Raw genomic sequence first — 14193 nt, 5'->3', positions numbered from 1 at the left:
TCGTTTTACGAATAAGTGCAATTACTTATTCTTTTTTTGCTGCGCAGCCTGTTGTTGGCGCATCATATCTTCCATGCGTTTTTGGAAACTATTTGGTTTCTTTTCTGCCTGTGGTTTCTTCTTGAAAGCTTCAATCTTCTCCAAGATTTTATCATCGTCGATGAATTGACGGATGATTACTTGTGTCAAGAAGGTAAATACTGCTGCTAATAGGTAGTAGTAATTCAAACCTGCAGGGAAGTTGTTTAACAAGAAGAAAAACATCAACGGCATAATGTAACCGATGTATTTCATTTGACCTACGGCACTCGCTCCAGAAGTGGTATTGTTATACCAAGTCGTTAACAATGTCGTGATGGTCATTAATACACACATCAAAGAAATGTGGTCGATCCCGAAGGCGATCGGTGCAAAGGAAATTGCTGAATCGTAGGTCGATAAATCTTTCACCCATAAGAACGATTCGCCACGTAGCTCGAATAGGTTGGGGAAGAAGAAGAAGAAGGCAAGGGTAAATGGCATTTGCAATACTAAAGGCAGACATCCGCCCAAAGGATTTACACCCGCTTGCTTGTACAACTTCATTTGTTCTTGCTGTAATAACATGGGATTATCTTCACCAACCTTCGCTTTGATTTCGTCCAATTGCGGTTTTAAAACACGCATTTTCGCCATGGAAAGGTACGATTTGTAGGTAAGCGGGAACATTGCGCCTTTCAATAGAACGGTTAAAATCAAGATTACAATTCCGTAAGATAACGCAAACCCGTCCAAGAAATCAAAGATTGGAACTGTGATGAAACGGTTGATCCAGCTAATTGGTCCCCAACCCATGTTGATGATCTTGTTGTAGTCATTTCCTTCGGCTTTCAAGGTGTTGTATTGATTCGGTCCGAAGAAGAAATTGAGGTTGTAGCTTTGATCTTTACCGTTGTTCGATAATTCCGCTTTCGCTTTATATAACTTGACGATATTGTCACTCGTGCCAGCGCGCGCCGTTAGGTTTACGTTGTTAAAACCTTCTTTGCTCGATAAAATGTTGGAAAAGTAGTGTTGCTTAAACGCGATCCAATTTACCGGTTGTTCTACCGTTTCATCATCATCTTTACTTTCCGACAAGTTGTCGATATTTCCTTCTACATCGCGGTAGTAGATCGATGATTTATCGCGCTCTCCAGAAATATTTTTCTCTTTTTGTGTTAAAATGGTTTCCCAATTCAACAAGATGTTTTTCGATTTTACATCCAACGCATTTTGAATTCCTTTCGTTTCGATGGTCAAACCAACATTGTAGCTGTCTTTTTCTAAGGAATAAATGTAGTCGATGTATTGGTTGTCCGAGTAGTTCAAACGCATTGTTAATGCGCTGTTGTCACCACCTTGCGATTTGAAATACAAATCGTTTGTGTTAACAGCTTTTCCCGGAACATTGAATTCTAGTCCGAACGTATTGTGATCTCCATCGAACAAGATCAATGGATTACCATCGAAATTTTGCTGTCCTTTTAATTCGACGGATTTGATACGTCCGCCTTTTGTAGAAACGGTAGCGATGATTTTATCGTTCTCTAATTTGATAAGTTCTTCCTCGCCAAAGCTGCTCGCTCCGAATGGTTCGTTCAATTTTGCAGAATCTACTTCGTTTGACTCTACGATTTGTTGCAACGAATCTTTAATTGGCGACAAACCTTTTTCAACGCGTTCTGTAGAATCTTGACGTGCTTTCTCTGCCTGAATCTCTTGCTCGGAAGGCTTCATCAACCAAAATGAACCGGCGAAGATGATGAAGATCAAGACCAGCCCAATGATATTATTTCTATCCATTTTAACTTATTTTCTCTCTTTTTTGGATGTTTATTTATTCGCAGCTTTCTTATGCGTAAGCGCAGCGGCTACAAAACTAACAAAAAGTGGGTGAGGATTTGCTACCGTTGATTTTAATTCTGGGTGAAATTGTCCGGCCACATAGAAAGGATGGTCTTTTAATTCCACAATTTCTACTAGTCCAGTTTTCGGATTTTTCCCCGAAGCGATCATGCCAGCTTCCTCAAACTGCGCCAAATATTCGTTGTTGAACTCGTAGCGGTGGCGGTGGCGTTCGGTAATTTTGGCTTTTCCATAAATGGAATAAGCCCGTGTTCCTTTCTTTAAATCACAGTCGTAAGCGCCCAAACGCATTGTTCCGCCCATATTTTTGATGGTTTTTTGTTCTTCCATCAAATTGATAACTGGATATTTGGTGGATTCATCCATCTCGAAACTATTTGCTCCGCTCAATGAAAGTACGTTGCGCGCAAATTCAATAACCGAACATTGCATGCCTAAACAAATGCCGAAGAAAGGAATTTGATTTTCGCGTACAAACTTAATCGCTTCTAATTTTCCTTCCAATCCGCGCGCGCCAAATCCTGGTGCTACCAATACACCATCCAAACCTTTCAATTTGTCGGCTACATTTTCTGCATCAATGCTTTCCGCTGCGATAGATTTTACTTTAACTTTTGTTTCGTTGGCCGATCCAGCATGGATAAATGCTTCGGCGATGGATTTATAAGCATCTGGTAACTCGATGTATTTGCCCACCAAACCGATGTTTACTTCGTTAGTAGGATTTTTAAGCTTTCCTAAAAACGTCTTCCAGTTTTCTAGATCCGGTTCTGTTTTTGTCGAAAGTTTGAGTTTTGAAAGAACCGTTTTATCCAATTGCTCTTTCAACATTAACAATGGTACGTCGTAAATCGTCGATGCATCGATGGATTCGATTACTGCATTGATATTCACATTGCAGAACAACGCCAATTTCTTACGGATATCTTGTGTTAATTTATGCTCGGTACGGCAAACTAAAATATCGGGCTGAATACCATACTCCAATAATGTTTTGACCGAGTGCTGCGTCGGTTTTGTTTTTAATTCACCCGCTGCCGCTAAATATGGGATTAACGTCAAGTGAATCACTAATGAATTGCTGCTACCCAATTCCCAACGCAATTGACGAACAGCTTCGATAAATGGCAATGATTCGATATCACCCACGGTACCACCAAGCTCGGTGATCACGATATCGTATTCGCCGGATTGTCCCAGCAATTGCATACGTCGCTTGATTTCATCGGTAATATGTGGAACAACTTGTACCGTTTTCCCCAAATAAGCGCCTTCGCGCTCTTGTTGAATAACATGTTGGTAAATACGTCCGGTAGTTACGTTGTTGGCTTGCGAGGTTGGAACGTTTAGAAAACGCTCGTAATGCCCCAAATCCAAATCGGTTTCTGCACCATCTTCCGTTACGTAACATTCGCCATGTTCGTAAGGATTCAATGTTCCTGGATCAATGTTAATGTAAGGGTCGAATTTTTGGATGGTAACTTTTAAACCGCGTGCTTGGAGAAGTTTTGCCAACGAGGCCGCAATGATGCCTTTGCCTAATGACGAAGTTACGCCGCCCGTAACAAAGATGTATTTACTCATAGTATTTGAAGGATTTTGAGCGATACTCCACTGCCTTTTAGCAATGGAATATCTGTCTTTTGTACGGGATACAAAGATAGCATTTTTTTTGTTCTTTGGAGCTAAAATTGAATATAGCTACCGCGGAGTTCGGCCTCAGTAAGTTAGCGTAATGAGCGGAGTAATTTGATTGTTTCCTGATCAAATTCGCGTTCGCCGAAGAGAGAAACTCCTGCCGCGCCATTGGTTTTTGCCAGTTTAATGGCTTCTTGCAATTCTGTGCTGTCCTTGAAATCCGGCATATACAATCCGGCGTAAAGCGGAAACTTCTTGTTTAATGTTTGTACGCCTTCCTTAACGGCTTGTCCAACCCAATACACGGGTTCTTGATAGAAACCATGATAAATCATCGGAAATACCGCATCCAAATCCCAGTTTGCCCAATCTTGTCGAACCATGCGACGCGCTAGATCCGGCGTTGGAAATACAGCCGCCGTCAACGGTTTTTCATATTCTTTTGAAACTTTCGCGATGCGATTTACCACACGGTTGATTTGTTCGTAGCGGAATGCGCGCCAAGACGGACTCTGCTCCGGACGCTCCACCTTATCGATATCAATGCCGGTTTCTTCCAAGAAGGCCGCCTTCGTGAATTTGCTATAACAGAAATCGTAATCCGCTAATTCAGAAGATTGATCTAGATTGTAGTTTTGCCAAAGATTGGTAGGCAGGATAACGTCAGGATAGCGAATATAATCCAAGTGCAAACCGTCCACATCTTGCTTTTCCAGTTGTTCTCTGGCTTTTTCTTCCAAATATTTAGGAACATCGGGATGAGATGGGCAAAGAAATCGGTAATAATCCACATAAGCTGGTTGATCGGCGCAAGATTTTCCTGAGCGGCTTACCGCATAGTATTCCGGATGCTTTTCCAATAATTCTTTCTCGCCCCGGTTCATCGTCCACATCCAACGGTGCGTTTCCATGCCAAGCTCTTTGGCAACTTGAAAGTGCCTTTTGCTATAATCTTCGAAAAGCAAACCGCGAACACCCGCGTCGCGGTACGATTGATAACGCTTTTTTAATGTTGCATCATTGTCGTCTTTATTCGGTCTTATCCACATCCAGTAATCGAATGTAAGCGGCGTAACCTTCGCTTCCGCGATGGAAAGCTTCGGAAGTTGGAGTGCAGCCATTCCGAGAAGGGATGCTTTTATGAAATTTCTTTTATTCATGGTATGTATGATTTCCAGCGTGGTCGATCGTAAATGTACTATTGTTTTTCCGGTCTTTGATGCGAAGCAAATATGCCGTTCCATCTTTTGTACGATCGTACGTTAGCTCAAATTGATCTTTTGCTGCTGTGTATTTATCGTAATCGGTAAGCTGTATAAGTTGCGGAGCGTATTTTCCTTGCTTCTTCTTATAAACCTGTTGAAGGTAATGGATATTCCATCCTAACCGTTTTATATCGTGGTATTTAGGTAGGGAAGGGGTTGCTTGTTGTTTCAAAAATTGAATGTATCCCCAGCGTTCCGGATAGTGCATGTTGATCAATCCAATTGGCGACCAAACCCAGTTATCTTCTGGAAGTAATTTTCCATTTTGCTCCTTGCGCTTGTAGATGTCGTCTTTGATTTCATGTTGCCATTGCACACGCGAGAAATTAAATAACCAATGTGCTTTATCTTTTGGGGTACGACCTGTTCCGAAACTATGTAAAGCGGAAAATGGAATCGCTATTTCCAATCCCCAAAATTGATCAACATCTGTGGGATCATTTAGTGTTCCGGAAACATGAACCGCAGATTTCAAACCTTTGATGTCCCAATGTATTAATGCGTTCCCACCAAAGCGATAAGGTTTCGGCATGGCCAAATCGAAAATGGTGTTTAGCGGATTTATTTCGAGCTCATAATAGTGATCCTGATGCACATCTGGCTTCATGAAAACCTCAAAATCATTATTGTGGAAGATGATTTCATCATATTTGGTAATATCTCCCCAAACGTGTGGTTCCTCCATGTTCGCGTAGATATACAAATGATCATCATCGTACGCCATCTTGAACCGTGTGTTGTATTTAGGTTTCGGTTTTTGTAATCCTTCGATATCGACAAATGCATCCGACCAAGGAATGTTTGCCCAAGCTTGATCTTGATCTCGACCATCAATTTCCAATGGACTATTTATTTTGTAGACCGGATAAATCTTGGGTTCAGATTGCAGTCGATCGACTTCATCCATCGTGCTTTGTGCAGATGCAGAAGCGACGCAGAGCAAACACGGCAAAAAACGTTTTAGCAAATTCATAAATTATTAATAGGGCAGCTCAATATTAAGGAAAATTCGCAACAAATAGTGAAAAAATGTGAGCATAGAATGGTAACAACGCTGTGATGAGGACAGGTTCTGCGAAAAGATATTTCAGGAAAAAATCGTGTAAACGATTAAGGGATATTCAGGTACTTATGGGTTTGTAATGAGATTTCCCATTTTGGATTGTTCATCACGTAATCTATAATCAATGGCGTCATTTCTGTTGCTTTTGACCATTCGGGTTGCAAGTACAATTTACAATTCGATCCGACCATTGCAGCATGCTCCTCCGCCCATTTGAAATCACTTTTATTGAAAATGATCACTTTCAATTCGCCTGCTGCGTCGAGGACATCTTTTCGAGGAGCTTTAAACTTCTTCGGCGACAAGCAGATCCAGTCCCAATTCCCACTCAGTGGATAGGCGCCGGAAGTTTCCATGAATGTACGAATACCGCGATCTTGCAGGCTTTTTGTTAGGGGTTCTAGATTATATATTAATGGCTCTCCACCAGTAACAACAACGGTTTTTGCGGGATGGATATCGGCATGATCAACAATTGTTTCGACGTGCGTCAATGGATGAACGCTCGCGTCCCAGCTTTCTTTCACATCGCACCAATGACATCCCACATCACAACCTCCTAAGCGAATAAAATATGCGGCCTTACCGGTGTGGTAGCCTTCGCCTTGAATGGTGTAAAATTCTTCCATTAATGGAAGCTCGGTGCCGTCTTCTGGAACTTGTCGTGACATGCGGTTTTTATTAAGAAAGGCAAAGGTACAGATTATTTACTTAATCGTTGTCTTTCTGTTTCGTGCGCCATTGGGTAGAAAAGGACTTGTCCGGCACACGTGGTAAAGCACGTTGTTCGCCCCAAGGTTTTTGGAAGAAGAATTTAATAAGCATATTTTTTACGCCTTTCCCGAAGAAATCCAAGTATTTTCGATTGCGAGCCAGTTTGGAGTACCAGCGCCATAAGCGTGGTGGATTATTAGCGCTTTCAGATTCTGCTATGCGATCGTGTCGGTTTTTTAGTAACAAACGATTGATATCAATATCCAGCGGACTTGGTCGGTCTTGATTTTTAAAGCTCGCCGCATGATCTAGAAATGTAAAGTTATCCTCCTTGTTTATGTGCGGAGCAAACACTGCGCCCATTGGTCCGGGATAAACGTTTTGGTACGCTTCGCCACCAACCGCGCCATATATGTCACAAGCGTTACTACTAGCGCCGCATTCCATCCAATATAAAGCTTGGCGCTGTTCTGTTTTTGCTAATAAATTTGACCTTCCATTATCAACTAAAATCAGCACCATCTGCTCCGGTCCATCGGTTTCTCGGCCTTTTCTTCCGCCGCTCAATATCGTGTGATATGTTTGGATATGCTGTCCCTGATCGTGTAAAGTTCCCAAAGGAATAAATAAATCCAGATCAAGAATGGAAGGAAGAATTTTATCGATTCCGGCGAATACGATATGGTGAGGGCAAAATGCTTGGTGCAAGCGTTCGTTTCCTTCACTTTCGTTGATCACGACGCTACCGCTATCCGCGGTTAAATAGTCAGCACCAGATATCAACACAGAATTGAGCTTTACGCGTTCACGCTGAATTTCGCGAAACTGCTCAAGCATTTGCGCAGTGAAGCTTTTGCTTTCATCGCTTACGGTTTCGATAACTTCCGTCGATTTGCTTTCAACATCATCAGCATCGGCTTTCTGCTCTATGATTTGCTCGCTTGCTTTAGGTTGCGGATGTTTTGCAGTCCACAAAGCCCAAGCTTTTTCCTCATCCAAATCAATCGCTGGCTGGATAACGTGCGTTGGCTTTTTGCCGGCAAGCGCCGTAATATGTCGACCGAAATCCGTTTGCTCATCACGATAGCGGGATTTTGCAAGATAATCCGGCAGCCCAATTTCTTCATGAATCATGGCATGATTGCTCATCACGGCATCCGGTTGGTAGGATAGAAGTAGTTTGTGGAGTTCTTCCAATGCTTCGGCTGCATCGTTCGCCCAAATTACTTTTCCGCCAGCACGCGTAAAGTTTGCTTCAAAATCCACCAAATAGCGATCAAGATTTTCGATAGCTTTCCATTTGATCAGATGCGCTTTCCTTTTTGCATTGGTCAAATTTCTAAAACGAGCGGAGGAATGCTGAAAAACTTCTTGATAATTTCCAATATGCGATTGGAGCGTAGCTTGGCTGTCCGGATTCGCGGCGCTAGCTTCGCAAGCTTTCCAAAATTCTTCTTCCTTCGTTTTTGGCATGTGTGGATATTCGAGTTGGGGTTAAATCACAGAAAAGTTGGCAATCTTCTTGCCAACTTTTCTTATGGGCTGTATGATTTATAATTTTACGCGAAGCGCTAACTCATCCAATTGCTGTTCGGCAATTGGAGATGGCGCGTCGATCATCACATCGCGACCGCTATTGTTTTTCGGAAATGCAATCACATCGCGGATGCTATCCAATCCGGCGAAAATGGAAACTAAACGATCTAATCCGAACGCTAAACCGCCGTGCGGTGGAGCGCCGTATGTAAATGCTTCTAATAAGAAACCGAATTGTTTCTCTGCTTCTTCTGGCGTAAATCCTAAATGTTTAAACATGTTGGATTGCAAAGTGCGATCGTGAATACGGATAGATCCACCACCGACTTCCACGCCATTAATCACCAAATCGTACGCATTAGCGCGAACATCGCCCGGCTGACTTTCTAATAATGCAATATCTTCCGGCTTAGGGGAGGTGAATGGATGATGCATGGCATGGTAGCGTTGCGATTCTTCATCCCATTCCAACAATGGAAAATCGATTACCCAAAGTGGCGCAAACGTGTTTTTATCACGCAAGCCCAATTGTCCAGCAACTTCCAAACGCAATTCGTTTAGTTGTTTGCGCACTTTGTCTTTTGGTCCTGCCATGATTAACCATAAATCGCCTGCTTCGCTGCCAAATGCTTCCGCCCATTTTGATAAAGCTGCTGCATCATAAAATTTGTCGACAGAAGATTTGATGGAACCATCTTCGTTATGGCGAGCGTATACTAATCCGGTAGCGCCGATTTGTGGGCGCTTAACGAAATCCGTCAAAGCATCCAATTGCTTACGGGTGTAGCTTGCGCAGTTTTTAGCATTGATACCAACCACCAATTCCGCTTGTTCAAATACAGGGAAATCGTGGCCTTTGGCAACTTCGTTTAATTCCACGAACTGCATGCCGAAGCGCGTGTCGGGTTTGTCGGAACCATATAAACGCATGGCATCATCATACGTCATGCGCGGTACCTTACCTAAATCGATTCCTTTTACCGTTTTAAACAGATGCTTCGTCAATCCTTCGAACATATTTAATATATCTTCTTGCTCAACGAAAGCCATTTCACAGTCGATTTGCGTAAATTCTGGCTGACGATCTGCGCGTAAATCCTCATCGCGGAAACATTTCACGATTTGGAAATAACGATCGAAGCCCGAAACCATCAAAAGCTGTTTGAACGTTTGAGGCGATTGCGGAAGTGCGTAAAATTCTCCTTGGTTCATGCGAGAAGGTACAACGAAATCGCGCGCTCCTTCCGGAGTGGATTTAATCAATACGGGCGTTTCTACTTCCAAGAAGTTTGCGCCATCCAAATAGCGGCGAATTTCTTGCGACATTTTATGGCGCAAAATCAGGTTCTCGCGTACCGGATTACGACGTAAATCTAAATAACGAAACTTCATGCGGATATCATCACCACCATCCGTTTCATCTTCGATCGTAAAAGGAGGTAGTTTTGCTGCGTTTAAGATTTCTAAATCGCTAACCTTGATTTCAATATCTCCAGTGGCGATTTTTGCATTCTTACTCGAACGCTCGATTACCGTTCCAGTAACTTTAATTACATATTCTCTGCCCAGTTCCAATGCTTTGCTGCGTAAGGTCTGATCATCGTCTACATCAAATGCAAGTTGAGTAATTCCATATCGATCGCGTACGTCGATAAATGTCATTCCTCCCAAATCCCGCGATTTCTGTACCCATCCACTCAAAGTGACGGTCTTTCCCAGATCGGCCAAACGAAGTTCGCCGCAAGTATGTGTTCTGTGCATGTTGCTATTCTATTTTATGTAATTCAGAATCTGTTGGCAAAAATATCGGATTTTATACACAAAAACGAAAAGTTCTTCAACCGCAACGTTATCTCCGAGCGCTAATTCCTGACACGATCTCCCACCGCTGGGCGGAATCTCCCACTTCACTATTATTTTTCCGTTGTTCGCGTCGTCCGGTGAGTTAAGTATAAGCTAAATAGGGTTGGTTTTGTCTCGTATGTACGCGTCTTCAAACAGCTGTAACATCTACAAGATCAGTGATTAAGCGCTGTTTGGACTCGAAACGTAAGAAAACGGTAGTGTGGAAAACTTTTTTGTGGGGCAAAGTGTTGTAAAGTGGGAGAAAGTGTATAATTTTACATTTGATTTCGATTACGCTGATTAGCTGTATGACCGAACTGACTGGAGAATATATATGTAAGTTGGACGCCAAAGGTAGAATGGTGGTTCCTGCGTTGCTCAAAAAACAAATACCCAACATTGAGCAAGAGGGGCTTATTGTGAACCGTGGTTTCGAGAAAAACTTGGTGATTTATCCGCGTTCGGAATGGTCTAAAATGATGAAACAGCTGTCCAAGTTGAATAAGTTTAAAGCCGAAAACAGAAACTTCATTCGGAAGTTTATGAGCGGCGCTACAGAACTGACATTGGATTCGGCGAATCGCGTTTTGTTGCCGAAAATGCTGACTGAATATGCTGGTATCAATGGAGAATTGATGTTAGCTTGTCAGTTTGATCGAATTGAGGTTTGGTCGAAATCGGTTTATCAAGAAACGCTGGCCGAGATGAGTGAAGATGATTTTGCAACATTGGGTGAGAAAGTGATGGGCGGATTGGATATAGGAGATTTGGAAGATGAGTAGCGAAGTATATCACGTTCCGGTTATGTTGCAGGAGTGCATCGAGGCAATGAATATCAAGCCGAACGGTGTGTATGTTGATGTTACTTTCGGTGGTGGAGGACATTCGCGCGAAATTCTTAAGCACTTAGGTCCGGATGGACGTTTGTTTGCTTTTGATCAGGATCCGGATGCCTTGAAGAATGCGATTGATGATACTCGTTTTCGTTTGGTGCATCAGAATTTTAGATTCTTGAAAAATAGCCTTCGCTTGGAAGGTGTTCGTCAGGTAGATGGAATTTTGGGCGATTTGGGTGTTTCCTCCCATCAGTTTGATGCTGCCGATCGCGGTTTTTCGATTCGTTTTGATGCGAATTTGGATATGCGGATGGATCAGGTAGCGGATTTGGATGCGACGCAAATTATCAATCAGTATCCTGAGGAGGATTTGCACCGGATTTTTGGCATGTACGGAGAAATTCAAAATGCCAAATCATTGGCAAAAGCGATTGTAACAGCTCGATTGAGCACGTCGATTCAGTCCGTTGCTCAATTAAAAGAGGTGATCAAATCGTTGGTTCCTCGCGGAAAAGAACATAAATATCATGCGCAGGTTTTTCAGGCATTGCGTATTGAAGTGAATAAAGAATTGGAAGCGTTGCAGGAGTTTTTGGAGCAAACAGTTTCCGTACTTAGGCCGACCGGACGTTTGGTTATTATGTCTTATCATTCTTTGGAAGATCGATTGGTGAAGAACTTTATGGCCAAAGGAAAATTTAAAGGCGAGGTGGAAAAGGATTTTTTTGGAAATGAAATCAAACCTTTTCATGTCATCAGTCGGAAGGCGATTGTAGCAACGGAGAACGAAGTGCAGCAAAATAATAGAGCCCGGAGCGCGAAGTTGCGGATAGCAGAAAAGTTAAATAAAGCTTGATCGCATGACCAGGAATAAAATTAAAAATAGCGAACTGAGTGAAGAAGTTCAGGAGGAAATGTCCGATGAACTAGAAGAGAAAGTCGAGGAAACCCAAAATTTCCTCCGTTCTTTTTTTTCGACCAACCCTTTGTCTGCTTACTTGGTCACGAAGAATTTGCCCTTCATCGCATTCGTTGCTTTGTTGGGTTTGATTTATATCTCTAATCGACATTTGGCAGAAAATACAGTTCGCCGGATCGATCGCTTGGGTAAAGAGGTAAAAGAGCTGGGTTGGGATTATAAATCGCTGCACGCAGAATTGATGAAGTTGACGACGCAATCGGAGATTGCGAAACGTGCCGATACGTTGGGATTAACCGAACGCACCGAGCCACCAATAAAGATTGAATTAATTAAAAAAGAAGATTAAAAGCGTAAACGCCGTATATCATGAACATCAGAAAATCCATTTTGATTCGTGTGTACCTAGCCTTCGGGCTAATGGTGTTTGGCGCGCTATTGGTTTTCGGCAAAATGCTTCATGTGCAGTATGTCGATGGCAATAAATGGCAAGCCATTGCTGATTCATTGACCATTAAAGAACGTATTGTTGAAGCTGCGCGTGGAAATATTTACTCCAACGACGGGAGCTTGTTAGCTACTTCCGTGCCGGAATATACAGTTCGCTTTGATGCGATGGCAATCCCTGAAGAACATAGTGATGTGTTTCAAGCGCGTGTGGATTCTTTAGCGATTCGCCTTGCGCAATTCTTCGGTGATAAATCAGCGCGTCAATATTTGACGCAGTTGAAAGAAGGGCGCGCAAAAGGACAGCGCTATATGTTGTTAAAGCGCAATGTTTCGCATCAAGATTTGAAAGAATTGAAAACGTTTCCGCTTTTGAAAACATTCAAAGAGGGACGTAGTCGTTTTTCTGGCGGTCTAATCGCGGTGCAAGAAAACAAACGTATTCTGCCGTTCACGAATTTGGCTGCCCGAACAATCGGTTATCGTAACGATGAATACCGTGTTGGATTGGAAGGTGCTTTTGGCGATTATATTGAAGGGAAGAGCGGGATGCAGATGATGCAACGTATTGCTGGTGGTGTTTGGGTTCCGGTTAGTCGTGAAGTAGAAATTGCGCCGGTGGATGGTTCAGATATTATCGCAACGATTGATGTCAATATGCAGGATATGGCGCAACGCGCCTTGGAAAAGCAATTGATTAAAAGCAATGCAGATAATGGTTGTGTAATTCTAATGGAAGTTGCCACTGGAGAAGTGCGTGCAATTGCCAACTTCACACGAGATAAAGATGGTGTTTATCGCGAGAAGTTTAACTATGCCATTGCGCAAGGTGCTGATCCTGGATCGACATTCAAAGTGGCTTCGTATTTAGCAGCGATTGATGACGGATATATCGATACGACAACGATTGTGGATATCGGCAACGGAACGTATAAAGTTCCATCGCATACGATTCGCGATTCGCACGCACCAAAAAAATCACGCGTCAGTGTGCAGGAAGCTTTCGAAGAATCTTCCAACGTAGCGGTTACGAAGTTAATCAACACGCATTATGGAAGTCAGCCAGCCAAGTTTATTAAAAAGCTACATAGCTGGGGGTTAAATAATCGTTTGGAATTGCAAATTCCTGGTGAGGGCGATCCTTTGGTAAAAACGCCGGATAGCAAATCGTGGAGCAAGTTGTCGTTGATACAAATGGCTTACGGTTATGAATTGAAATTAACGCCATTGCAAACCTTGGCTCTGTATAATGCCGTGGCAAATGATGGTAAAATGATTGCACCATTGTTTGTGAAAGAGATTAGAAACTTAGGCAATACCGTAGAACGTTTTGAAGCGCGTGTGATCAACGAGCAAATTGCATCGCCAGAAGCTATTGATAAAATGCAGGGCATGATGCGCAGCGTGATGAAGAATGGAACGGGCAAAAGTTTGAGAAGTCCGTTATACACCGCTGCCGGGAAGACAGGCACAGCGCAAATGGCGGATGGTTCGAGAGGATATGGCGCGCGTCGCTATCAATCTTCATTTGCAGGATATTTTCCGGCGGAAAATCCGAAATACAGCATGATCGTGGTAATTCGTAATCCACGAAACGGCTATTATGGTGGATCTACTGCTGGTCCGGTTTTCAAAGAGTTGGCGGACATGGTTTACGCCAATGATTTGAGTTTGCATGAGAAATTCGAAAAGAGAAAGGTCAACAGCAAAGGCAGCAAAACACCACATACGCTGGTCGGATCGAAGGAAGCTTCATCCAAAGTGTATGCTTGGATGGGTGCTCAAGTAAATAATTGGTCGGCATTGACGCTTCCGGTAAAAGATAGCGCGCAACGCACCATCAATACGTTCACAGAGGCAGAATTTAAAGAAGGCGTAGTGCCGAGCGTTTTGGGTATGGGATTGACGGATGCGATTTACGCGATGGAAAACGCAGGCTTCAAAACGTCAGTAAAAGGAAAAGGACGCGTAACAGCGCAATCGTTGATGGCAGGTCAGAAATTAGCTGCCGGATCGAAGGTATTATTGGAATTGAACTAAACA

General features: G+C 42.9%; 11 protein-coding genes. 4 read left to right on the top strand and 7 right to left on the bottom strand.

What is annotated here, in order from left to right; translation table 11 throughout:
* Positions 1 to 21: 21 nt before the first annotated feature.
* The 7 genes from yidC to aspS all read right to left on the bottom strand — a co-directional run bounded on the left by yidC (position 22) and on the right by aspS (position 9864).
* Positions 22 to 1824, bottom strand: a complete 1803-nt coding sequence (yidC, locus tag ACFSQ3_RS01390) for a membrane protein insertase YidC (protein WP_380866846.1) — start codon at positions 1822 to 1824, stop codon at positions 22 to 24.
* A 30-nt stretch (positions 1825 to 1854) separates the two neighbouring features.
* Positions 1855 to 3471 carry a CTP synthase gene (locus ACFSQ3_RS01385; RefSeq protein ID WP_380866844.1) on the bottom strand — a complete coding sequence of 539 codons (1617 nt, stop codon included), beginning with the start codon at positions 3469 to 3471 and terminating at the stop codon, positions 1855 to 1857.
* A gap of 143 nt (positions 3472 to 3614) precedes the next feature.
* Complete coding sequence (locus ACFSQ3_RS01380) at positions 3615 to 4685, bottom strand: family 10 glycosylhydrolase (RefSeq protein ID WP_380866842.1); 1071 nt, start codon at positions 4683 to 4685, stop codon at positions 3615 to 3617.
* On the bottom strand, positions 4678 to 5763 hold the full coding sequence (locus ACFSQ3_RS01375) for a carbohydrate-binding family 9-like protein (protein WP_380866840.1): 1086 nt from the start codon (positions 5761 to 5763) through the stop codon (positions 4678 to 4680). Before ACFSQ3_RS01375 ends, ACFSQ3_RS01380 begins: the two co-directional genes overlap by 8 nt.
* 137 nt (positions 5764 to 5900) lie before the next feature.
* The gene (locus ACFSQ3_RS01370) at positions 5901 to 6524 is read right to left on the bottom strand and encodes a 7-carboxy-7-deazaguanine synthase QueE (protein WP_380866839.1); all 624 of its coding nucleotides are present in this window, start codon (positions 6522 to 6524) and stop codon (positions 5901 to 5903) included.
* Positions 6525 to 6564: 40 nt separating this feature from the next.
* Positions 6565 to 8040, bottom strand: coding sequence for an LUD domain-containing protein (locus tag ACFSQ3_RS01365; protein WP_380866837.1), 1476 nt, complete (start codon positions 8038 to 8040; stop codon positions 6565 to 6567).
* Positions 8041 to 8118: 78 nt separating this feature from the next.
* Positions 8119 to 9864, bottom strand: a complete 1746-nt coding sequence (aspS, locus tag ACFSQ3_RS01360) for an aspartate--tRNA ligase (protein ID WP_380866835.1) — start codon at positions 9862 to 9864, stop codon at positions 8119 to 8121.
* A gap of 392 nt (positions 9865 to 10256) precedes the next feature.
* Here aspS and mraZ point away from each other — a divergent pair, with 392 nt between their 5' ends.
* From mraZ to ACFSQ3_RS01340, 4 genes are read left to right on the top strand one after another with little or no spacing between them, the layout of a single operon-like run.
* On the top strand, positions 10257 to 10730 hold the full coding sequence (gene mraZ, locus ACFSQ3_RS01355; RefSeq protein ID WP_380866831.1) for a division/cell wall cluster transcriptional repressor MraZ: 474 nt from the start codon (positions 10257 to 10259) through the stop codon (positions 10728 to 10730).
* Positions 10723 to 11640 carry a 16S rRNA (cytosine(1402)-N(4))-methyltransferase RsmH gene (gene rsmH, locus ACFSQ3_RS01350; protein ID WP_380866830.1) on the top strand — a complete coding sequence of 306 codons (918 nt, stop codon included), beginning with the start codon at positions 10723 to 10725 and terminating at the stop codon, positions 11638 to 11640. The genes mraZ and rsmH overlap by 8 nt, the downstream gene beginning before the upstream one ends.
* Positions 11641 to 11644: 4 nt before the next feature.
* Positions 11645 to 12052, top strand: coding sequence for an FtsL-like putative cell division protein (locus ACFSQ3_RS01345; protein WP_380866828.1), 408 nt, complete (start codon positions 11645 to 11647; stop codon positions 12050 to 12052).
* 20 nt (positions 12053 to 12072) lie between these two features.
* Entirely contained in the window at positions 12073 to 14190 is a 2118-nt protein-coding gene (locus tag ACFSQ3_RS01340) for a penicillin-binding protein (protein ID WP_380866826.1), read from the top strand.
* The last annotated feature ends 3 nt before the right edge of the window (positions 14191 to 14193 follow it).

The sequence above is a fragment of the Sphingobacterium corticis genome, from assembly GCF_042684745.1.
Taxonomy (GTDB): domain Bacteria; phylum Bacteroidota; class Bacteroidia; order Sphingobacteriales; family Sphingobacteriaceae; genus Sphingobacterium; species Sphingobacterium corticis.
This window is presented reverse-complemented; position numbering and strand designations above follow the sequence as displayed.